At 52.1% G+C, this 23110-nt stretch carries 17 protein-coding genes; 12 read left to right on the top strand and 5 right to left on the bottom strand.

Annotation, left to right across the window (positions count from 1 at the left end; all coding sequences use genetic code 11):
• The first annotated feature begins 24 nt into the window (after window positions 1-24).
• The 5 genes from ACTJJJ_RS02430 (at window position 25) to ACTJJJ_RS02410 (ending at window position 9583) form a co-directional block, all read left to right on the top strand.
• A complete protein-coding gene (locus tag ACTJJJ_RS02430; protein WP_440701372.1) occupies window positions 25-1524 on the top strand; it encodes an L-fucose/L-arabinose isomerase family protein in 1500 nt (499 codons plus the stop codon).
• Window positions 1525-1628: 104 nt separating this feature from the next.
• Entirely contained in the window at window positions 1629-4817 is a 3189-nt protein-coding gene (locus ACTJJJ_RS02425) for a SusC/RagA family TonB-linked outer membrane protein (protein WP_440701371.1), read from the top strand.
• Between the two features lie 11 nt (window positions 4818-4828).
• Window positions 4829-6262 carry a RagB/SusD family nutrient uptake outer membrane protein gene (locus ACTJJJ_RS02420; RefSeq protein WP_426294956.1) on the top strand — a complete coding sequence of 478 codons (1434 nt, stop codon included), beginning with the start codon at window positions 4829-4831 and terminating at the stop codon, window positions 6260-6262.
• Between the two features lie 12 nt (window positions 6263-6274).
• Complete coding sequence (locus tag ACTJJJ_RS02415) at window positions 6275-8797, top strand: hypothetical protein (protein WP_440701370.1); 2523 nt, start codon at window positions 6275-6277, stop codon at window positions 8795-8797.
• A 90-nt stretch (window positions 8798-8887) separates the two neighbouring features.
• Entirely contained in the window at window positions 8888-9583 is a 696-nt protein-coding gene (locus tag ACTJJJ_RS02410) for an SGNH/GDSL hydrolase family protein (protein WP_440701369.1), read from the top strand.
• A 6-nt stretch (window positions 9584-9589) separates the two neighbouring features.
• On the opposite strand, the gene ACTJJJ_RS02405 is transcribed toward ACTJJJ_RS02410, so the two are convergent.
• Window positions 9590-10402, bottom strand: coding sequence for a GntR family transcriptional regulator (locus tag ACTJJJ_RS02405; protein ID WP_440701368.1), 813 nt, complete (start codon window positions 10400-10402; stop codon window positions 9590-9592).
• 134 nt (window positions 10403-10536) lie between these two features.
• Here ACTJJJ_RS02405 and ACTJJJ_RS02400 point away from each other — a divergent pair, with 134 nt between their 5' ends.
• The 3 genes from ACTJJJ_RS02400 to ACTJJJ_RS02390 are packed head-to-tail and all read left to right on the top strand — an operon-like array spanning window position 10537 to window position 12370.
• Window positions 10537-11433: an SDR family NAD(P)-dependent oxidoreductase gene (locus ACTJJJ_RS02400; RefSeq protein ID WP_440701367.1), complete on the top strand. Its 897-nt coding sequence runs from the start codon at window positions 10537-10539 to the stop codon at window positions 11431-11433.
• The gene (locus tag ACTJJJ_RS02395; protein WP_440701366.1) at window positions 11414-11566 is read left to right on the top strand and encodes a hypothetical protein; all 153 of its coding nucleotides are present in this window, start codon (window positions 11414-11416) and stop codon (window positions 11564-11566) included. The genes ACTJJJ_RS02400 and ACTJJJ_RS02395 overlap by 20 nt, the downstream gene beginning before the upstream one ends.
• A gap of 6 nt (window positions 11567-11572) precedes the next feature.
• On the top strand, window positions 11573-12370 hold the full coding sequence (locus ACTJJJ_RS02390) for a helix-turn-helix domain-containing protein (protein WP_440701365.1): 798 nt from the start codon (window positions 11573-11575) through the stop codon (window positions 12368-12370).
• 114 nt (window positions 12371-12484) lie between these two features.
• Here the strand turns inward: ACTJJJ_RS02390 and ACTJJJ_RS02385 are convergent, their stop codons facing one another.
• Entirely contained in the window at window positions 12485-14146 is a 1662-nt protein-coding gene (locus ACTJJJ_RS02385) for an arylsulfatase (protein WP_440701364.1), read from the bottom strand.
• 136 nt (window positions 14147-14282) lie between these two features.
• Window positions 14283-15164, bottom strand: coding sequence for a glycoside hydrolase family 43 protein (locus ACTJJJ_RS02380; RefSeq protein WP_440701363.1), 882 nt, complete (start codon window positions 15162-15164; stop codon window positions 14283-14285).
• Window positions 15165-15386: 222 nt separating this feature from the next.
• Between ACTJJJ_RS02380 and ACTJJJ_RS02375 the strand changes: the two genes are divergently transcribed.
• From ACTJJJ_RS02375 to ACTJJJ_RS02365, 3 genes are read left to right on the top strand one after another with little or no spacing between them, the layout of a single operon-like run.
• Complete coding sequence (locus ACTJJJ_RS02375) at window positions 15387-15797, top strand: DoxX family protein (RefSeq protein ID WP_440701362.1); 411 nt, start codon at window positions 15387-15389, stop codon at window positions 15795-15797.
• 13 nt (window positions 15798-15810) lie between these two features.
• The gene (locus ACTJJJ_RS02370) at window positions 15811-16071 is read left to right on the top strand and encodes a hypothetical protein (protein ID WP_440701361.1); all 261 of its coding nucleotides are present in this window, start codon (window positions 15811-15813) and stop codon (window positions 16069-16071) included.
• A gap of 47 nt (window positions 16072-16118) precedes the next feature.
• Window positions 16119-18683, top strand: coding sequence for a TonB-dependent receptor (locus ACTJJJ_RS02365; RefSeq protein WP_188931084.1), 2565 nt, complete (start codon window positions 16119-16121; stop codon window positions 18681-18683).
• Window positions 18684-18781: 98 nt separating this feature from the next.
• Here the strand turns inward: ACTJJJ_RS02365 and ACTJJJ_RS02360 are convergent, their stop codons facing one another.
• Both ACTJJJ_RS02360 and ACTJJJ_RS02355 read right to left on the bottom strand, forming a co-directional pair.
• Window positions 18782-19087, bottom strand: a complete 306-nt coding sequence (locus tag ACTJJJ_RS02360) for a helix-turn-helix domain-containing protein (protein ID WP_440701360.1) — start codon at window positions 19085-19087, stop codon at window positions 18782-18784.
• 2 nt (window positions 19088-19089) lie between these two features.
• Window positions 19090-19275, bottom strand: a complete 186-nt coding sequence (locus ACTJJJ_RS02355) for a hypothetical protein (RefSeq protein WP_440701359.1) — start codon at window positions 19273-19275, stop codon at window positions 19090-19092.
• Between the two features lie 450 nt (window positions 19276-19725).
• On the opposite strand from ACTJJJ_RS02355, the gene ACTJJJ_RS02350 reads away from it, so the two are divergent.
• The gene (locus ACTJJJ_RS02350) at window positions 19726-23028 is read left to right on the top strand and encodes a glycosyl hydrolase (protein WP_440701358.1); all 3303 of its coding nucleotides are present in this window, start codon (window positions 19726-19728) and stop codon (window positions 23026-23028) included.
• Window positions 23029-23110: the final 82 nt, after the last annotated feature.

The raw sequence follows: 23110 nt of genomic DNA, 5'->3' as shown, positions 1-23110 counted from the left end.
TCATAGAAACAATACCACTCACTCATGGAAAATCCATTACAAATCGAGAATCACATCTTCAAAGAAGCCATCATCCGGAAACGTCAGCCTACCAGGCCGCGCATCGGGGTATTTGGGGTGGGATATTTCAAATATTGGAGCCAGTTCGACGGCCTGCTCGACGATATGCTCCGCAAACAAGCCGTTTTCATCGAAAAAATAGAACGAATGGCGCATGCCGAGCTGATCGATTTCGGGCTGATCGACAATGTCCAGAAAGCCTATGACCTGGTACCTAAACTCAATGCGGCTAATCTGGACCTGATTTTCTGCGACATGCTTACGTATGCGACTTCCAACACTTTCGGGACTATCATCCGCAATCTCAACGTACCGATCGTGCTCGTGGCCCTGCAACCCGACCATGCGATGGATTATACCCGCGCATCGACCTACATGCAACTTTATAACGACGACATTTGCTCCCTGCCCGAGTTTGCGGGCGTGGCCGCGCGTATGGGCAAAAAAGTGCCGGAAATGATCATCGGAACACTTCATGACGACCCGCAGGCCGATGCGGAAATAGCGGAATACTGCCGAATCGCCGCCGTGCTGCACGATGTGCGGACGTCGCGGATCGGGCATATCGGCCATCCGATCGAAGCTATGCTGGATATGCATTCAGATTCGACCATGTTTACCGCGCATTTCGGTGCGCATATCGTGCAATGCGAGGCGCACGAGATCGTGACGCATTACCAGCACGCCGACCCCGCCGATATCGAAAACATGAAGGAGCGCATTCTCGACTTTTTCGACACGCCCGAGCCGGTTTCCGACCCTATCTCGGAAAAGCTCCGCGACAGCGACCTGGAAACGGCCGCCAGGGTGACAGTGGCATTGGAAAAGTTTGTGGAAGCGAAGCAGCTCGATGGCCTGGCCTACTACTACGAAGGGCCCGACAATAGCGAAACCCGCACTGTCATGTCCAATCTCATTGTCGGAAATTCGCTGCTTACCGGCGCGGGTTTCCCGATGTGCGGAGAATCCGACCTGAAAACCTGTTTTGCGATGCTGATCATGGAACGTTTAGGTATAGGCGGCAGCTTCGCGGAGTTCCACCCGGTCGATTTCAAGGAAGGTTTTGTACTTGTTGGCCACGACGGCCCGCATAATGTGGCCATAGCGGAAGGAAAACCGGTTTTACGCAGCCTCACCAAATACCACGGCAAACCTGGTTTTGGTGCGGGTGTAGAGTTCAAGATCAAGGAAGGGCCTATCACGATGCTGAGCATTAATTCTACTTTCGATGGAAAATTTAAATTTGTAATCGCTGAGGGTCAGTCGGTTGAGGGCCCTATTCCGCCAACCGGCAACACTAACACGAGGGGCTTCTTCAAACCCGATGTACGCACTTTCCTTCAACGCTGGATGAAGGAAGGCCCTACTCACCACTTTGCATTGGGCGTAGGACACCATGCAAGCGCTATTGCTAAAATAGCCGGATACCTCAACCTCGACGCCGTCATCATCCGCGAAGACTAGCAACAACATACCCCAGGTCCGCTCTTTCAAGCAGCATTATGTGCTGAATTTCAAGCATTTCTTGCCTTTATCAAACCCGAGTTTAATCCTCAAAATTGACAATTATGAAATGTACCCTATTCCCCGGGCGCTGGCTGTGGGTGGGTGGCCTGTTGTGCCTCCTTCTCAGCGTGGTGCCTGCATTGGCCCAATCCGGCGGCCGCGTATCCGTCACGGGCCAGATCCTCGGAGACACCGACAAAGCACCGCTTATCGGTGCGACGATTACCGAGAAAGGCACTAACAATGGCACCGTTTCGGACGTAGAAGGTAACTTCAAGCTTTCGGTAGCCTCCGGAGCCAGTATCGTTGTGAGCTTTATCGGCTATGTTCCGCAGGAAATACAGGTTGGCAGCCGCACCGTCATCGATGTGATGCTCGCTGCCGACCAGCATCAGTTACAGGATGTGGTGGTGGTCGGCTACGGCACACAGCGCAAGAAAGACCTCACTGGTTCCATTGCCAAAATTTCCGGCGAGCAATTCATTCAGCCGTCGACCGGCAGCTTCGATCAGATGCTGCAAGGCAAAGCGCCGGGTGTGCAGGTAACTCAAACCACCGGCGCCCCAGGCGGTAATGTCAATATCCTCATCCGGGGTGTGAGCTCTATTACCGGCGGGAATCAGCCATTGTACGTGATTGACGGCTTCGCGATAGGTTCGGGCGGGGGAGGTTCGGATATGCGCAACTATGGGGGAAACAACTTTTCGTCTGCCGGGATGGCAACCAATACCGGCAACCGCGTGAACCCGCTGGCCTCTATCAACCCCTCTGACATTGAGTCCATTGAAATCCTGAAAGACGCTTCCGCCACGGCTATTTACGGTTCGCGCGGAGCAAATGGGGTGGTGATTGTAACCACCAAAAGGGGCGCTTACGGCAAATCGCAGATCAGTGTGGACGCATCCTACGGTTTCCAGGAAGTGGCGCACAAGCTCAAAATGCTGAATGCCAGGCAATACGCCGACTACGTGGTCGATGGACGCGACAATGCATGGGTGTATGCAGGAGGAAAAGCGACGGACCCCAACGAGTTGCGGTCCGTCAACACGCGGGTAAGGCCCGATTTCAGGAACCCGGAGTCCCTTACTACCGATACCGACTGGCAGGATGTGTTGTTCAGAACAGCGCCAGTACGGAATTTGCAGCTATCGTCCACCGGCGGAACTGAAAAGGCCAGATACTTCATTTCCGGAGGTTATTTCTCGCAAGAGGGCGTCATTATCAATTCTGATTACACCCGTTTCAACCTGCGGGTAAACCTCGATGCGCAGATCACCAAGCGCATTAAAATCGGAACTTCTACATTCGGTTCGTACGGTTATGGCCGGTTTGTGAATACCGAATCGCATTACGGTGCGGGAGGGCTTTTGGCGAACGTACTGGCCGCCTCGCCTACCATTCCGGTTTACGATGCCAACGGAGGTTACTATTTCAACCAGAACGACGTCAACGACGGCCTCGGGTTTCTGGCTAACGTATTGGCCGTGGCCGATGGCTCCGGCGACCGGCGCAAAGTGATGGACCTGGTTACCAACAATTTTGTGGAAGTTAATATTAATGATAACCTGACCTTCAAAAGCTCGATCGGCGTGAATTTCGGTACCAATAACATTCGCTTGTGGAGATCGTCGGCGGTACCCAATTTTGGTACACTAAATTACCCCGCAACGGCCGGCACCTCCCGGGCCGAAAACCTGAACTGGCTGAATGAAAATACATTAACCTACGCCAAAGTCTTCAACAACAAGCATTTTGTAAACGGTCTGATCGGCTTTACCACCCAGAAAAACAGCCGGGACCTCGTTTCCACAGGCGCCTCCGATTTCCCGACCGAGTATGTGCCGTTCATCACAGCAGGCATCGTTAATGCAGGATCGCAGAGTATCAATGAATGGTCGCTGCTTTCGATGATGGCTCGGGTAACGTACTCTTATGCAGGGAAATATATGCTTACCGCTACCGTGCGGCGCGATGGAAGTTCGAGATTCGGCGCTAACAACCGCTGGGGTTCGTTCCCTTCGTTTTCAGTAGGTTACAATATGGCCGAGGAAGATTTCATGAAAAACCAGCACGTGGTCACCAACCTGAAACTGAGGGCCAGCTACGGTATTTCAGGAAATAACCAGATCGGCGACTACACCAGCATCGGCTTGTTATCGACCACGAGGTATATCAAAAACCGGGCGCTCAATCCCGGCCTTATCCCCAGCACATTATCCAACGATAACCTGACCTGGGAAAAATCGAAACAGACCAATATCGGACTGGACCTAAGCTTGTTCAAAGACCGTGTTATCCTCACCGCCGACGCCTATCGCGACCGCAAGACCGACTTGCTGCTGGCCGTGCAATTACCCGCCGCATCCGGGTTCAACAGTTCAACACAGAACATCGGCGACATCGAGAACAAAGGGTTCGAGCTGGGTTTGCAAACCGTGAATATTCGTCACAAAGGGTTTGAATGGAGCACCAACATCACGTTCAGCCACAACGAAAACAAGGTTTTGAAACTGGCTACCGAAGGCGGAAGAATCTCCAACTCGGCCTATCAGATCACCCAGGTGGGCTCCCCTATTTCGAGCTTTTACCTGATCAACAAGCTCGGCGTATTCATGAACAGCGCCGAATTGGACGGAGCCGCATTGCAGCATCCGAAAACCCAGGCTGGCGACCTCAAATTTGAAGATGTGAACAAAGACGGCGTCATCAACCAGAGTGACCGGAAGATCGTGGGATCACCCTGGCCGGATTATACCTGGGGGATGGACAATAATTTTTCGCTGGGAAACCTGAGCCTTAACATTGGACTTGTCGGCTCGCACGGTGCCTACACTTATCTGGACGCGGGGGCTTCCCTGCTCGGTGACAATGGTGTGCAAAACAACCTCGTATTGACCGACAGAAGATGGCGCTCCGAGGCGGACCCCGGCGATGGCATCATGCCACGTTCGATCCGCAGTAACCATGCACTGGGCTTCGGCACCTCGTCGCATTACCTGTTCGATAATTCGTTTACCCGAATCAGAAACATCAAGCTGTCGTACAATCTGCCCAAAGACCTGACCCGGCGCATGGGCGTGAGCAATCTGAATGTGTATGGAAATGTTTCGAACGTGCACACATTCACGAAATATCCCGGCTACGACCCCGAATCGAGCATTACAGGCGACAATATAGTCAATGCAGGTATCGATTACCTCAACTATCCCCTGCCGCGCACTTATACACTTGGGATCAAACTCACCCTTTAAAAGCATTTCCCATGAAAAAGTACATCATATACAGCCTCATCGCGCTTGGCGCCAGCTCCTGCTCCGACTTCCTCAGTTTGCAGCCCGAGTATCAGATCAACGAAAATTCGTTTTATAAAAGCCCGAAGGATTTTGAAACCGCATTGGTAGGAAATTATGCCGGCTTACAAGGCTTGCATAACACCGCGCTGATAGACCTGGGCGACCTTACGACCGATAACACCGACATCAAATCCACTTCCCCGCTTGTGGCCGAAGCCGAATGCGACGAGGTGAACCTGACCGCATCCAATGATTTCCTGAATACCGTGTGGAGCACCAGCTTTGCGACCATCGCCCGGTCCAATAATATCCTTTCACGGCTGGACGCTGTGCCTATGACCGACGCGCAAAAGAACCAGTACAAGGGCGAGGCCTTATTTTTGCGGGCTTACGCCTATTTCTATCTGGTACGTCTGTTCGGAAAGGTGCCCATGGTGGATGTGTCGTTCCGAAGTCCTGCCGAGATCATGAATTTTGACATGACCAGAAGGCCTGTCGCCGAGGTGTACCAGGTCATTATCCAGGACTTGACGCAGGCAGCTGCCTTGCTAAATGGGGGTACCGGTTTAAGCAAATCGCAGGCGTCTGTAGGCGCGGCTAAAACGCTTTTGGGCAAAGTATATCTTACGGTGAAGGAGTTTGATCTGGCTAAAACAGTTTTGAAAGAAGTGATTGACCAGAAAAGCTACGCATTGAATCCGGATTACAAAAAATTGTTCACCAACGGCAATGACGAATTGCAGGAATCGATTTTTGAAGTAAAATATTTATCAGGTAACGTCGGCGAAGGCAATTCGTTCTCGACGATCTTCATGCCCTCCCGGTTTGACGTGGGCATGTTCCCCGGCAATATGCAGGGTGCGGGCAGGGTTTTGCCTACCCGCACGATGGCCAACTCCTACGAGACAGGCGATTTAAGACGGGCCGCGTCCATTGGCGATTCGGTGAAGCTGATATCCGGCAAATATGAGAAAGACCTTTTTGGACTGAAATTCGTGGATTTCACAACCGGCATTGTCGGCGATGGCGGCATCAACTTTACTGCATTGCGGTACGCCGACGTACTGTTAATGTATGCCGAAGCATTAAACGAGACCAGTAATACGGCCGAAGCACATACTTACCTTAATTTGGTGCGAAGCCGCGCGGGGCTACCGGCGAAAACAGGCTTGAATAAGGCCGCATTCACACTCGCGCTCGAAAATGAAAGGAAGTTCGAATTTTTCCTCGAAGGGCACCGGTGGTTCGACCTCGTGCGGACAGGACGTTTTCAGGTGGTGATGAACCAATATTTCAAAGACAACGGATTGAGTTTCACCGTAGCTGACCATGAGGTACTGATGCCCATCCCTTTGCGTGAAATCGATATCAATCCAAATCTGGGACAGAATCCGGGATATTAACGATTAATACCAATGATTGTAAATAAGACTTTACGGGCATGGATCGCGTTGCTCCTGGCACCGTTGGCAGCCACGGCCCAGCCGCAGACCTCGACGCTCAAAGGTGTGCCATTCAACAACATTACCCTGGAAGTTTCCCTGAAACCCTTCCGGAAGAACGACCAAGCGTACATCCGGGAAACTGCCCATGAAATGTTCACGCAGTGGCATTCGTTGCTACGGCATGCCGACACGGTGTCGGTGATGCTATGGACCGGCGACGGCTCCGAAATCCTCGAATACAAAGGCGATCCTGCCCAACGGCTGGAATGGGCCCGATATATCGGCAACCCCAATACCCGGCATGCGGTCAACTCCGGACCTAAGGAGCTTTCGATTCATGAAAGGGCCTATTTGTATCTCGAAAACCCGCCGGAATTTACCTATGGCGACCTGAAATTCATTGTGCAGGCATTAAAGGAGGAGGGGCGGAAGGTCACTGGCAAACCCATCCGCATCGGCGAAACGTTCGATCCGGGGCCGGAATTCGCCCAATCGGATTTCAAATACAACCGCCACCGCGAAATCCTGGGCGGCAGCGCAATGGGGCACAATACGATGGTAAGCTGCTACTCCGTCCTGAAAGCCGATAGCCAGCCTTACGCAGGTTTCCCGAACGGCATCCCCGAAGGCACGCCGTTTGGAACGTTTCTCGGCAGGCAGAGCCGTCACTTATTGCAAGATATGGGTTTTGATTATATCTGGCTGAGCAACGGCTTTGGCTTCGGAGTGGAAGGCTGGTCGTCAACCGGTGCTATTTTTGATGGCAAGGGTTTTGACCAGGACAAACTGGCGGCGACGCGTTCCAAAATCGCCGATTTCTGGAAGTTTTTCAGGAACGAATGCCCGGATGTGCAGGTCCAGACGCGCGGTACCAACCTCTCGGCCGGTGCCGACCTGGCACGCGACGGTGTCGATCTTAAATCCATTTACAAGGACAAAAACATACTGCCGCCCCCCAACTCGCCCTGGGCGGCACTGGACGGCGATTTCGGACTGGAAATGGTAGGCTATATGTCGAGAATGGCCGAACTGCCCGACGAGCGCTACCTTTTCCGCTACTACACCCACGACCCGTGGTGGATCAACAGCCCCTGGCTGGACCGCTACGGCCGGGAGCCGCACGATATTTACCTACCCCTGGCCGTGTCGCGCATGAATGCCAAAGGCGAGGTAAAACTGCCGAGCCACCTGAACTTGCTGAGCATCGACGATTCCTTCGGCAACATGCCCACGCAGGTGCCCGACGAAGTTACGCCGCACATCCTCAAAGCCCGCTACGACGCCCCCACCGCACCTGGCCCGCTCGTGTGGGTTTACCCGTTCGACGAGTACTACGACTGGGCATTCCGCTACAAAGATCGCCTCCCCGAAATCTATTACGGCGACTGGCTGATCCGCCAGGCATTGAACAATGGCTTGCCGGTCAACACGGTGATTTCCACTACCTCATTTAAAAAAGTCATTCAGATCGATCCTGCCAGGTTTAAAGAATCGGTATTGCTGACGGTTGTGCCGGAAGCAGGCTCGGAATTAGAAAAGACATTGGTTTCATTTGTTCAAAATGGGGGAAAACTGATGGTATACGGCCCGGCCGGGCATGCAGGAAAAGCATTTCTCGAACTTTTGAATCTGCAAAATGTGACGCCGCTCGATGGCGAGTTCCGTATCAGCTCGGTTTACGCCGTTGACCAGATGGGCAAGCCTTATCCCGACAAAATCATCCATCATGCATTGTTCTCGGGCGGCGGCGTGGGTACACGCGTGCAGAATTTGAAAGACCCCTCCACCAAAGTACTCGCGCAAATGAGCCAGGGCGGCCAAAAACGCGATGCAGCCTGGGTCCGTAGTACAAAGGAATGGAATGGCGGAAAAGTGGTGTATATCCGCGGCACCAATTCCAGCAAGTTCACAGGAGGAAAACTACTGACACCCGACGATCCTTCCCAACTCTTCACCGGGCCGCTGCTGCTGAGGTATGCCATGCATGAGTTTGGAGTAGATTTCAACATCGTGAAAGAAGATCCGTCGATCAAAAACCCGGTGCTGACGGTTTCCAGAAGCCATAATGCATTCATTTTCGCAGGGTATAATCCCAACACGACCATTAGCAACAAGTTCCGCTTTCCGCAAGGTGCGCCCTTGCTGAACGGCCTGGATACCAAGCTCGACAAGGGGCATTCGGTATACAGCCTCCCGACGTCCTGGAACCGCGAATCGCGGGTATTTGTGGAGCAAAACGAGGGAATTGTTTCACTGAAAGAACTGCATTCCGGCGAAATGGGCATTACCAAGCGATACCGCATTACCGGCCTTAAAAATGCTATCTTGCGCATTTATCCGCATGAGAACATTAGCTCCGAGCAGTTCAATGCTTATCTGAATGCCAACTACCCGTGGAAAGAGGGCCGTATTTCCTTCAAGGCTGGCGATCCGAAATTCGGGAAGCATTACGTGGTGGAAAACGTGACGGGGGATCTGGTGGTGTCGTGGTAAGGAGGGCGCTGCGCGTTGACGGCTGACAGCGGACCGCTGACCAATTAACTAACAATTACTGACTCATTCAGTCATTTCCCCGAAAGAACCATGCTAAAATACCTCCTTCCCATCCTGCTCTTTGCTTTTACCAATGCCTTCGGCCAAGTCGCCGACACGACCTATTTATCGGATGTAAAACGCGAACTGCGTACGCAATGGCCGAAGAACCGGCGCATTAACGTCGTTTTTCACGGGCATTCGGTACCGGCAGGCTTTTGGGATAACCATGAAGTGCACACACTGGAATCGTATCCCAATTTGTTTTTGAAGGCATTGAAAGACAAATATCCTTACGCCGTCGTCAATGTGATCGTGACGGCGGTTGGCGGGGAAAATTCACTGAAAGGTGCGACGCGTTTTGAATCGGAGGTGTTACCGCACCAGCCCGATGTGATTTTCATCGATTATGCATTGAATGACCGGTTTTCACCTTTGGATAAAACCCGTGAAGCATTGGCAAAGATGATTCTCGCCGCGCAGGCGAAAAATATCAAAGTAATATTGGTAACGCCTTCGCCCGATCAGCGCATCGATATTTCAGATCCCGCAAACCCGCTCGATCCCTACGCAGCGCAAATTCGTGAGCTGGCAAAACAGTATCATACCGGTCTCGCCGATCCCTATGTCAATTTTCAAAAAGTGGTGAAAGAGGGTAAACTGAAAGAAGTAATGTCGTCGGTCAATCATCCGAATCTGGCCGGTCATACGCTTATTGTGAACAGCCTCCTTCCCTATTTCCTTTAATGCGGATCAGGTGTTCTGGTAATCGGGGTTCGCACTGATAGCGAATTTGTATTTGTCGCCCCGGTAAAACGAGCGCTCGATTTCCACCACCTGGCTGTCCGGGCAGATTACCGCACTGTCGAGGATGAACATCGGTGTGGGCGCCGTTAATTCAAAATTATCCACTTCCGAGCCGGGGTGCACGATTTCTGTGCTCAGCGTCTGCTTCACCTCGTCGATGCGCAGGTGATAGGTATTTTCATAAACCTTGAAATACGAGATCTCCGTTGGCATGCGGTTGATCTTCGGACAAAGAGTGAGGGAAATATACTTGATCTCGTCCTTGATAATCTCCTCGTCGGCATACCGCAACTGGTGGATTTTCAGCACCGGCCCATCCATAATGAAATGCTTGCCGCCTATTTCAGAGGATATCCCATCGTCGAGCACCGTTTTCTCCAACACCACATTATGCGGCTCGAAGCCCTCGGCGATAAGGCTTTCGTGGAAGCCGCGCCGGGTGGCATTGATAGACCCCAACGTGCGGATCAGGTGATGGCCAACCGTCCGGTTCAGCACAAATGTTCCCTTGCCTTTAATGCGGCGCGCCCAACCCTGATTTTCAATTTCAAGCAGACTTTTCCGCGCCGTGGTATTGCTTACCTTGTAATTTTTGATGAGATCATTCTCAGAAGGCACCTTGTCACCGGGCTGCAATTCGCCCGATTTGATCCTTTCTATTATTTCATCACTAATACTTACAAATTTCGGTTTCATCAGGTGCCAGCGGTCGTGTTTATCTGTCGCCAAAATAACAAAATTACCTGCTGCAAAAGGCATAGCGGCCGGTTTTGTTGCCCAGGCTTTTCAGGCGCACTGGGGATGGCCTTTAAAACAAATAAAATCGGACTTTAAAACAAAACCGTCGGGAGCGGGTCAGGCTAATTTTGTTTCATCAAAACAATCAGACTTTTATGAAACAATCAGCAACAACAGAGATTCGCCCTGGCAATGCGCAGCAACCCATCGGCTCCGGCTTCGACGCCTTTTCTACGGCCCAGGATGTGATCAGGGGCATTGACCTCACCGGAAAAACCATCATCGTCACCGGCGGCTATGCGGGCATCGGCCTCGAAACGGCCAGGACATTCGCGGAAGCCGGCGCGCACGTGATCGTCCCCGCCCGGGACCTGGCCAAGGCGACCCGCAATGTAGCGGGCATTCCGAATACGACCGTCGAATCCCTCGACCTGATGGACCCGGCGTCCATCGACAGTTTTACGCAGAAATTCTTGCAAACCGGACGTCCGCTGGATATATTGGTTAACAATGCGGGCATTATGTGGGTACCGCTCCAACGGGATGCGCGGGGCTACGAATCGCAGCTCTCGACCAACCATCTGGGCCATTTTCAGCTTGCGGCCAGGTTATGGCCCGCGTTGAAGCAAGCCGGTGCCGCGAGGGTGATCAGCGTTTCTTCGTTCGGTCACCATATCGCCCCGTTTGATTTTGCAGACCCCAATTTTGAACACCGGGAATACCAGACGCTGGCGGGTTACGGCCAGTCCAAAACGGCTAATAACCTATTTGCCGTGGAGCTCGACCGGCGGGGAAAAGCATTCGGCGTGCGTGCATTTTCACTCCACCCCGGCTCGGTGAATGGCACCGACCTTGGCCGTGTTGCACCGATGGAGCTTTTCCAGCAAATGGGTACGCACGATGCCAGCGGTAACATTTACCCGGAGGTAGCCAGGAAGCTAAAAACAATCCCCCAAGGCGCAGCAACTACGGTTTGGTGTGCTACCAACCCGCAACTGGCGGTTGGGCGGTGTATATTGCGAAAACACCGATGTGGCCGAGATCGACAATGACGACATCGAACACCGATACGATGAGCCGCTGACATTACGGGGAGTAAAACCCTATTCCATCGACCCGGAAAACGCCCGCAGGCTTTGGACATTGAGCGAACAAATGACAGGTATTACTTTTGAAATAAACTGAAAACCGGTGGCACACGAGGCGCATTACATTCATCCCGACCTGAAAATCTCCGGTTTTACCGAACATTTTCACAAAAGCGACGTGCTTTTTGAGGAGCATTTGCTCGTCTGGTTTATTTCGGGGGAAACGAAGATCGTGCAAGGCGGCCAAACACACCTTTTCGGCGCGGGGGATACGCTTTTCTTTCCGAGGCATGAGCTGGTGACGGTAATCAACTACCCCAAGGACGGGTTACCTCATCGATCGGTGGTAATGCATTTGACGGCGAAGCGCCTGGAAGATTATTATGCTAAAAATAAAGTGGAGGTAAAGCCCGTACCCAAACCCGGGTTCAGGACATTCGGCAAGCATCCGCTGCTGCAAAGCTGCCTGGCGTCGCTGGTACCCTATTTCGACCTGCGCGATCCGTTACCCGAAGCATTGGCAGCTATTAAAGTCACGGAAGCCATTACCATTTTGAGGACGCTCGCCCCGGAAATCGATCACTTACTGGCCGATTTCGGAGAGCCCGGCAAGATCAACCTCGCCGATTTTATGGAGCATCATTATATGTATAATCTGCCGATGACTAAATTCGGCTACCTCACCGGCCGCAGCCTCACCACTTTCAAGCGCGATTTTAAAAAGACCTTCCAAACCACACCGCAGAAATGGCTCACCGAAAAGCGGCTGGACTTGGCGCATTACCTCATCCGGGAGAAAAAACGGCGTCCGTCGGAAGTTTACCTCGAAGCCGGATTTGAAAATCTGTCGCATTTCGGGTATGCATTTAAAAAGCAATTCGGCTACGCGCCGACCGAGTGAGGAGAATAGGCCGTTTTGGTGACATCTCACAAAAATGCTTCGACTTCGCTCAGCATTGACATCCGGATGTCATGCAGCGAAGTCGAAGCACATGCGAGGACGCTATGCAAATGCTCAAAAAGTAGGCGGTCTCCGATTCGGCCGTTCGGCGGGAGCACCGATCGGAGTGGCCGGCTTGATCTTATCATATTCCACGACCCCAGTTTTTTCCGCCCAACGGAAATAGTCGGCGGAAAGTTGGTCTACGATATTTGGGTTCGCAGAGGCTACGTCGGTGGTTTCTCCCCTATCAGTTTCCAGGTCGTATAGCTCCCATTTGTAAGCCGGGTAAGTCGAAACGATCTTCCATTTGCCTTTTCTTACTGCCCTATTACCTGCGCGTTCCCAGAAAATCGGCTCGCCGCCACGGTCTACCTCTGTGGATTTGCCCGTGAGCACGGGCACGAGGCTTTTGCCTGGAAGCGAATTGATGTTAATCCCTTTTTCAGAAGCCGGATAGGCTGCTTTGGCCAAATCATAGAACGTCGGCGCGAGGTCGATCAGGTGGCCGGTACCTTTTACGATCTGTCCGCCTTTGATCTGCTTCGGAAACCAGGCGATAAACGGCGCGCTGATCCCTCCCTCGTGCATATTGTTCTTGTAGGCCGAATGCGGCGTGTTCGACACATACGCCCAGGGCTGATCCTGGTAGACATACGAACCTGCCGTACCCGCCGGGCCGGTATTGCGCTGAGGCCTGCGAGGCGATGCGCCTGCGTAGCCGCCCTGCGCGCCGTTGTCGGAAATGAAGACAATCAATGTGTTATCGTCCTTGTTCAGCGCTTTCAGCTTCTCGCGAAGCTTGCCGATGTTCTGGTCTACCCGGTCGACCATCGCAGCGTAGATCTCCATTTTTCGTTCCCAAAGCAATTTTTCATCATAAGGCACATTATCCCAGGGCGTCACGTCCTTATCCCGAACGGCTATTGCCTGTTTCGGGTCGGCGATACCCAATGCTTTCTGGCGTTCGATCCGCTCTCTGCGCAGCGAATCCCAGCCGATGCTGTACCGGCCTTTGTATTTCGCAATATCCGATTCGGGTGCCTGGAGCGGCCAGTGCGGGGCGTTAAAAGCCAGGTAAAGGAAGAAAGGCTTGGCTGTTTTGCTTTGCTCGTCGAGGAAGCCGAGCGCGTGATCGGTAATCTCGTCGGTCAGGTATTTATCGGGCGGCAGATTGATGCGCTTATTGTTTTCAACCAGCTCCACAGGCTGGCCTTTGCCGTATTTACCAATATCATAATAATTGCTCGCGCCATTGATAAACCCATAGAAACGGTCGAAACCACGTTGGTTAGGCCAAGCGATACTATCATTGCCGACGTGCCATTTGCCACTCAGCAGCGTGCTGTAACCCGCATTGCGGAGTACTTCGCCGAATGTAAGCGACTCTTTATTGAGATATCCCTGGTAAGCGGGCAGGCCAAGGTTCACATTGAAATACCCCACCCCGGCCTTGTGCGGGTACTGGCCCGTGATGAGCGACGCACGCGTGGGGGCACAGATGGAGTTGTTGTAAAACTCGCGGAAGCGGATGCCCTCACCGGCAAGCTGGTCGATATTGGGCGTTTTGATTTCGGAACCGTACGCGCCGATGTCCGAATAGCCCAGGTCATCGACCATGATCAGGATAATGTTGGGGCGATTTTCCGGGCCTTTCCGGTCGGGCGCGGGTTTCTTTTGCGCCACGACACCGGAGAAGGTCATCAATGCCAGGGCGAAGAATGCAGAGGTCTTCATGATTTTGGAAAAAAGTGTAACAAGAGATGTGGCCACAAAAATATATTTATTCTATATATCCTATATACTATATTCAAAATAAACTTAAATCAACTCATTCCGCGCGCGTTTGGGGTTCGTTATAACACCTGCAACGTCACCCTAAGCCCTCGGTCGTCATCACCACCCTGCTCATCGAACCATCCTCTTGATAATACAATCGGTCGACGCACACGGAGCGACGGTGGCTGCCACCACCGGGTAATGCACCATTGTGATAGAAGAAATAATCCGAGCCGTTAAATTCAACAATCGCAGGCCGGTTGGTGGCGCAGTTTCCGGCGATTTCGTTCAGAATACCTTTGAATTCCCATGGACCATGGATGTTGCGGCTCATCGCGTAGGCCACTTTTTCCGGGTAACCATAGCCATAAGCAAGATAATAGATGCCGTTCTTTTTGTGAATGTGGGCGCCTTCCGCAAATCCGGGGAGATCGATCACGGCAATCGGGCTGGCAAGTCCGGTAAGGTTGCTTTGCAGTTCGGCAAAATAGCATTGCCCATTACCCCAGAACAAATACGAACGTCCGTCATCGTCGATCAGCACGGTCGGATCGAGGTTGGCTTTGTCGCTTTCGCTAACCGGTAACATATCGTGGGTAACCAGCGCCGAGCCCTTCGCGTCCTCAAATGGCCCCGTCGGATTTTCGGAAACAGCTACACCGATTGCCTTCCGAGACCCTCCCGCGTGCGTTACGGATACGAACCAATAGAATTTACCCCGATATTCAACCACTTTCGATGCGTAGGCGTCGCCGCTCGCCCATTGAAAATCCGTGGCTTTCAGGGGCGATGAATATTCGGTCCAATGCGTGAGGTCGTTGGAAGAAAAGCAGAGCCAATCCTGCATATAGTAATCGTCGGCGCCGGGAGGTGGGTCGTCGTGACCGGTATAGAGATAAACCGTTCCTTCATGGACAAGCACCGTCGGATCGGCGGTGTAGGGATTGCGGATAATGGGGTTTCCTTCTTTTACCATAACCTGAAATTGCAAGAACCGGCTTTCCCGGCCTATTGCAGCTATTTAGTTTACGCATTTGATGTAAAAACCATACCAAAAAACACCGGTCGCGTTGCCAATGTCACCACCCGCGCCGTCCAACCCGGCTGTGGATGCGTCCATTTCGGCACGATTGCGCATGTGCAGATGCTGATTTCAGGCCAGTTTTGTGTCATCATTCACTCAAAAACAATCAAGGTCATGACACAGAAAACAACAACCACAATCTACTGGATAGGCACGGCATTAACTTCCCTTTGGTTCGGCGCAAGCGGCTTTTTCGAATTGACCAAAAACCCCGTCGTGTGGGACATTACCGTGCAACTGGGCTACCCGGCACATTTCATTTACCTGCTCGGCGTTTTCAAACTGTCAGGCGTGGCCGTGCTGCTTACTCCCAACAAGCTGCACAGACTGAAAGAATGGGTCTTTGCGGGGATCTTGTTCGATATCATCTTTGCATTCGTGTCTAAACTGGCGGTGATAGGCTTTGCGGCAACCGTCGATGCGATCATTGCATTTGTAATGGTTTCAGTCACTTACGCCATGTTCCGCCGGCTTGAAAAATACTCCGGAAATACCGTTGGCCGGAATGCCGTCTTGGCGCATTAACAAAAACCGCAATATGCCGCGCATCAAGTCCGGCGACGGCATTGAGCGTATTGTCTACTCATTTACAACGCATTACAAACAGGCCCGGACGATGTTCCCGGCCTGTTTTGTTTATTATTTTAAAAAAATATTACTCTACTATTTCTATATACTTAATAATATCAGTAGCTTTGTCCCCGAACTTACAATCCCTACATATGAAACCACCGATTATACCTTACTGTTGTTGTCCGAATCGCCGAAAGCAGCACTAGGACAGGCTGTTTCGCAGTAACCACCACTCAAAAACACCATCGAAAAACAGTAAAGCTATCCTCATTTATGAAGCCATTTTTAAAAGCCCTATTCAGTTCAGCAATTCTACTCGCCTCATTTGTTGCCCATGCCCAAAACGCCCCGATCGTCAATGCGACGGTTTCCGGAACGGTTCTTGATGCAGCTACCGACTCCCCACTCATCGGCGCGACCGTAACCATCAAGGGGACGACCAACGGAGCAGCAACAGATGCAAACGGGCAGTTCCAGCTTGTAACAGGTCAGAAACTTCCATTTACACTGGTCGTTTCGTTTTTGGGCTATATCAAGAAAGAGACAGTGATTGAAGGCAGCGGGGTAACTATTAAGCTTGACCCTTCGGCGGATAACCTGGAAGACGTGATCATTTCGTCGCGTCGTCGCCAGGAATCGGCACAGGAAGTACCTATTCCGATCTCCGTGATCCGCGGGTCGGCAGCGGAAGATGCGGGTGCGTTCAATGTGAACCGTTTGAAAGAACTCGTTCCTACGGTTCAGCTCTACGTTTCAAACGCACGTAACACCACATTGAACATTCGCGGACTTGGTTCGACCTACGGTCTGACCAACGACGGTATCGACCCGGGTGTAGGTTTTTATGTCGACGGCGTTTACTATGCTCGTCCGGCAGCTACCGCCCTGGATTTCATCGATATCGAGCGCATTGAAGTACTTCGCGGGCCTCAGGGAACGCTTTTCGGAAAGAACACAACTGCCGGTGCATTCAACATTACCACCCGCGGTGCCCAATTCGATCCAGGCGGCAGCTTTGAATTGAGCTACGGTAACTTCGGTTATATTCAGGCCAAAGGATCATTCACCGGTCCGATCAGCAAAAAACTTGCGGCACGCGTTTCATTCACCGGTACGCAGCGCAACGGCCTGTTCTTCAATGAGCATACGCAACAGCCGATCAACGACATCAACAACATCGGTGTACGCGGACAGATCCTTTACCAACCAAGCAGCAAAGTCAACATTACGGTAATCGGTGATGTTTCGGACCAGAAACCAAATGGTTACGGCTGGCCGGTAGCAGGTGTGGTGCCTACCAAACGTGCGGCTTACCGCCAGTTCGACGCGATCATCGCTGATTTGGGCTACAAACTCCCCTATTCAAGTGCATTCGAACGCAAATTGGACCTTGACACACCTTCGAAGTCCGACAACAGACTGGGTGGTGTTTCGGCCAACGCAGATATCAAAATCGGGAACGGAACGCTTACCGCCACTTCGGCCTGGCGCTTCTGGAAATGGACTCCGCTTAACGACCGCGATTATATTGGATTGCCGGTATTCACGATCTCTTCCGGTAACTCGGTACACGACCAATGGTCACAGGAGATCCGCTATTCGGGTAAAATCTCTCCGAAACTCAGCGGCGTAGTGGGCTTGTTCGGCCTTTGGCAAGATTTGAAATCGGATCCGGTACAAACGGAAGAAGCAGGTTCGGCACAATGGCGTTTTGCACAAAGCACTACCAGTGAGCTTTGGAAAACACCGGGCTTGCTCGATAACTTCGGTATCCGCACCACCAACCGCATTAAAAGCACCAGCTTGGCTGTTTTTGCACAGGCCGACTGGGCTATCACCGACAAGCTGCACGTTTTGCCTGGTGTACGTTACAACTACGATAAGAAGGTTGTAGACTATGAGCGAAAAACATACGGTGGCCTGCAAACGACCGACCCGGCATTGCTCGCACTGAAAAGACTTGTTTATACCGACCAGGCATTCAATACCAACTACGACCAGGGTAACTTCTCAGGACAGTTGTCGCTCCAATACAAAGCCAGCAGCCGCTTCAATGCCTATGCTACCTATTCGATCGGCTACAAGCCCATCGGTGTGAACGTGGGTGGTTTACCAACGGCCAACGGCGCGGTATTGCTCGATCTGGCTAATGTAAAACCAGAGCACGTAGCCCATAAAGAACTGGGTATCAAAACAAAACCCAGTGCCAACTCGGTTCTTAACCTGACATTGTTCCGTTCCGACATCAATGACTTCCAGACCCAGGTTCAGACTCCTGATCCCGGTGTAAACCGCGGGTATCTCGCGAATGCTGAGAAAGTTCGTGTTCAAGGCGCGGAAGTGGACGGTAATATCCGGTTCAGCCACCTGTCGTTCAATGCGGCGGTAGCTTATACCGATGGCAAATATGTGAAGTTCAAAAACGCTCCCGTGCCTTTGGAAGAAGTAGGTGGCGAGCAGGCTTTCAAGGATATTTCAGGTGGCAGACTGCCAGGTATCTCTAAATTTTCGGGATCGGTAGGTGGTGAAGGGACCGTGAAAGGTACATTCCTTGGATTGAAAGGCAACTACTTCCTCGGTGTCGACGTATTCGCCCGCTCAGGCTTCTCATCCAGCCCATCGCCATCCAAATACCTGAACATCGAAGGTTACTCGCTGACCAACAGTCGCCTTGGTTTCCGAGCTTCTAACGGCATTTCGTTCTTTGTGTGGGCAAGAAACGTGTTCAACAAAGACTATTACGAACTGCTCCTTGCAGCTCCGGGCAGCTACGGACAGTACGCGGGTGTCGTAGGCGACCAGCGCACCTACGGTGTAACATTGCGCTACTCTTTCTAAGATTTCGAAGGGAATACGAATATTATAACACTGTCGATCGGGGCGCTCCATTGGGGCGTCCCGATTTTTTGTATTAAACCAAAAAGACGCCCCGTCCCCTAAGCCATTACATCATCAGGCTCCGCTCTTTTCTTTTTCAATGGCTCAATGGGACCACTCGTGATTTGAAAAATCGAAGCGCCTAATTTCACTTCGAGCAACGCCAGTGTTTTGATCGTAAAATTATGCGTGCCGGTCATCCATTTGCTCACCTGCGATTCCTTTTTGCCCAGCATTTCAGCCAATTCTCGCTGTGATATTCCCTTAGCTTCCAGTATCTCGTGTATACGGTCTGAAAGATCGAAGCTCGTATCCACGAATTTATCAATTGCCGGATCTGGGGTAATTCTGTCTAGTGCGTTCATAATTATAAGTCTACAAAAAGTTCTCCCTGCAAGGTCATCAGGTCGTCGGAATAGTGAATTGCCTTTTCCCGAATCTTTTCAATCAATTTTTTGTCGATAGCCATCATAAGCTTCATCGTTTTCCAGGTTTCCGCACCATCCTGCGTTTTCTGACCTTTCTTTTCTCCGCCACCATCCAAAATGATCATGCTGTCACTACACCTTATGCAGTAAATCCGCAGCCTGGAAAAAGTTACAGGCCCTGCTGTGACATTGTTTTCGGCCCGGAAAAATCTTGGCTGTGCTCCGCGGGATTTAATGTTGTACAGCCAGCGCCTGATTAACCGAATGTCTTCAAAAAATCCCTTTTCAAAATATTCGTCTAGAAAAAGGTCGGTCTCTGTGACGGGACAACCTTCAAATCTGATCGAATAAACGGTTACCTTCTTCGACCGGGAATACAATTCAAAATAGATACGATTCACTTATAAGTTAAGTTCAAATATAAAACATTTCCTGACAAAAAGGAATGTTGAGCGAGATCGATTCTATTAGCAATATCTAAAAAAATCCCAGTTAAATTTTATAAGTAGATATCACAAAATCACCGCTTCACCATCCGATAGACCAGTTTTCCGGCAGTAAATCAGCATATTACTATGAAAAAACTCGCGCTACTTGCATGGGTACTTCCTGCGCTCGCATTCGGACAAACCACAACTCTCCGGCAAGGCTTCCAAACCCCGCCCGACGCCGCCAAACCGCGTGTGTGGTGGCACTGGATGAACGGCAATATCACCAAGGAAGGCGTTACCAAAGACCTTGAATGGATGAAACGCGTAGGCATAGGCGGTTTCCAGAATTTCGATGCGAGCCTTTTTACACCCAATGTGACGCCGAAGAAACTGGTGTTCATGACGCCGGAATGGAAGGACGCATTCAAACACACTACTGATCTCGCAGAAAAACTGGGGCTCGAAATGGCCATTGCCGGCTCGCCCGGATGGAGCGTGACCGGCGGACCGTGGGTGCCGGCAGCCGACGCGATGAAAAAATATGTCTGGACCGAAACCCGGGTACCTGGCGGCCAGACATTCACCGGCAAACTTCCGCAACCCAAACCCGTAGCCGGCAAGTTTCAGAATGTGCCGCTACCGGCCGAAGGCGGCATTACCGGACCTACCGGGGAAGTACCCGACTATTATGCCGACGCTGCGGTGATCGCGTACCGCTTGCCGGCTACCGACAAGCTTATGACCTCCCTGAACCCGAAAGTGACGTCCAGCGGCGGCACATTCTCCGTCTCCGACCTGACCGACGGCGATTTGGGTAAAACCAGTCTGCTGCCTCCCGTGGAAGTAGGCCAGGATATGTGGATCCAATATGAATTTGATAGTCCACAGACTTTCAAGGCATTGACAATCGTAGGCGCGAGCTCGGGCGGGGCACTTGCAGAATTCAACGGCGCACCGAACAATCGGACGTTGCGGGTAAGCGACGACGGCGTGAACTTCCGCGATGTGACACCCATCAAAGGCAGTACTGTCCCTCAAAATACCCTGGCATTCGCACCGGTAACCGCCAGATTCTATCGTATTGCATTTAAAACGCTACCGCCGCCATCTAATCCGTTCGCCGCGATGTTCGGCGGCAGCGGGGAGCCACCGAAGCCGGAGGGCGTGCAAGTTGCCGAAATCCTGCTCCATAATACCGATCGAATGGACCAGTTCGAAGAGAAGGCGGGTTTCAGCCCGTGGAAAGAGAATACAGCATCCTTTGTGCAGCCTGATGCCGATGCCATACCGCTAACCGATGTAGTTGACCTAACCTCCAAAATGAGTGCGGACGGCAGCCTGAACTGGACCCCACCGAACGGTAATTGGGTGATCGTGCGGCTTGGCTACTCGCTTACCGGTCGCAAAAACCATCCCGCGTCGCCGGAAGCAACCGGCCTGGAAGTGGACAAGCTGGATAAGGAGGCCGTTATGAAGTACATCAACACCTACCTCGACATGTACAAAGACGCTACGGGCGGCCAAATGGGTGCGAAAGGGTTGCAATATATGGTACTGGACAGCTACGAAGCGGGCCACATGACCTGGACGAAAGCGATGCCCGAGGAGTTCAAAAAACGACGTGGTTACGATATTACACCGTGGATCCCTGTCCTCACGGGGACAGTGGTCAAAAGTGCGGCGGAAAGTGACCGGTTTCTGTGGGATTTCCGCAAAACGATCGGCGAGCTAATCGTCGAAAATCATTACGAGGCCATCGGCGATGCATTGAAGGCCCGGGGAATGAAACGTTACACCGAGTCGCACGAGGGCGGGCGCATTTACCTGGCCGATGGCATGGATGTGAAGCGCAAGGCCAACGTCCCGATGGCCGCGATGTGGACGCCCGGCAGCCTGGCGGGCGGTGCCGACGAGGAAGTCCGTAGTGAGGCCGATATCCGCGAATCGGCATCGGTAGCACATATTTACGGGCAAAATCTCGTCGCCGCCGAGTCGATGACGTCCGTCGGCAATGCATTTACCTGGTATCCTGAAAAGCTGAAACGCACCGCCGATCTTGAAATGGCCTCCGGTTTGAACCGTTTCGTGATCCATACTTCGGTGCACCAGCCACTCGACGACAAGAAGCCGGGCTTCTCATTGGGGCCATTCGGACAGTATTTCACCCGACAGGAAACCTGGGCCGAGCAGGCGAAGGCGTGGATGGATTATCTGGGCAGGAGCTGCTTCATGCTGCAACAGGGCAAGCCGGTGGTGGATGTGCTCTATTACTACGGAGAGAATTCCAATATCACGCAGATTTCCACTCAAAAACTGCCCGCTATCCCGGCAGGCTATGCTTTTGATTTTGCGAATGCGAGTGTGGTCAAAAATATGCTGAAAGTAGAAAAAGGCGCTATCGTAACGCCATCGGGGCAACAGTACCGTTTGCTCGTGCTCGATTCTACCGCCCGCAATATGACTTTGCCGGTGCTTCAAAAGATCGGCGAGCTGGTAGCTTCCGGCATGAAGGTGGCGGGCGTAAAACCCGAACGCTCCCCCAGCCTGAGCGACGATGCCTCGGCATTCGGCGCGCTGGTAAACCAGATTTGGCGCAACTCAAATGTCTCCTCACAGCCGCTGGAAACCGTTTTGAGCAGCATTACCCCCAAAGACGTGACCATTACCGGCGAGAAAGCGAAGATTCTTTACGTGCACCGCCAAACGGCCGACAGCGATATTTACTGGCTCGACAACCGCAGCAACGACGCTAACGAGGCGCAGGTCAGCTTCCGGGTTACCGATAAAGTCCCGCTACTCTGGAACCCCGAAACCGGAAAAATCAGCAAGGTATCCTACCACATCGCCGAAGGGCGCACCACCATACCGTTGAAATTCGACTCCTGGCAGGCCTATTTCATCGTTTTTAGTGCGAAAGCAGCCGCGAATTCTTACACTGCGCCGGTTTGGGCGGAATCGGAAATCGCGGGCGTTACGGGCGCGTGGACCGTCCGCTTCCAGCCGGGCCTGGGCGCTCCCTCACAGGCCCGGCTGAATGCCCTCACGTCGCTTTCGGAGAATGCGGATGCGGGTATCAGGTATTTCTCGGGAACTGCTACTTATGAAAATACTTTAAATGCACCCTCTATCAGTAAGAATGCACGATACTGGCTGGATCTGGGCGATGTCAAAAACTTGGCCGAAGTGGTTGTCAACGGTAAAAGCGTAGGTATTACCTGGAAAAAACCGTTCCGCATAGATGTCACCGAGGCGTTGAAAAAAGGTTCCAACAGCATTCAGGTGAAGGTTACCAATACCTGGGTGAACCGGCTGATCGGCGACGCGCAACCCGGCGTGACGAACAAGATCACTTTTACGACAATGCCATTTTACAAAGCCGATTCCCCGTTGCTGCCCAGCGGCTTACTCGGGCCGGTGAAATTGATCGCTGCATCGCCCGCGAAATAAGGCAAATGGGTTGATTAGGAAATGGTCATGTATCGTCAGGGAGAGTCATGTGCTGCCCCATTCCTGACAACACATGACCATT

It is taken from the genome of Dyadobacter sp. 22481 (assembly GCF_052044875.1).
GTDB classification, from domain to species: Bacteria; Bacteroidota; Bacteroidia; order Cytophagales; family Spirosomataceae; genus Dyadobacter; species Dyadobacter endophyticus.
The sequence above is the reverse complement of the archived record's forward strand: the minus strand, read 5'-3'. Positions and strand labels throughout refer to the sequence as shown.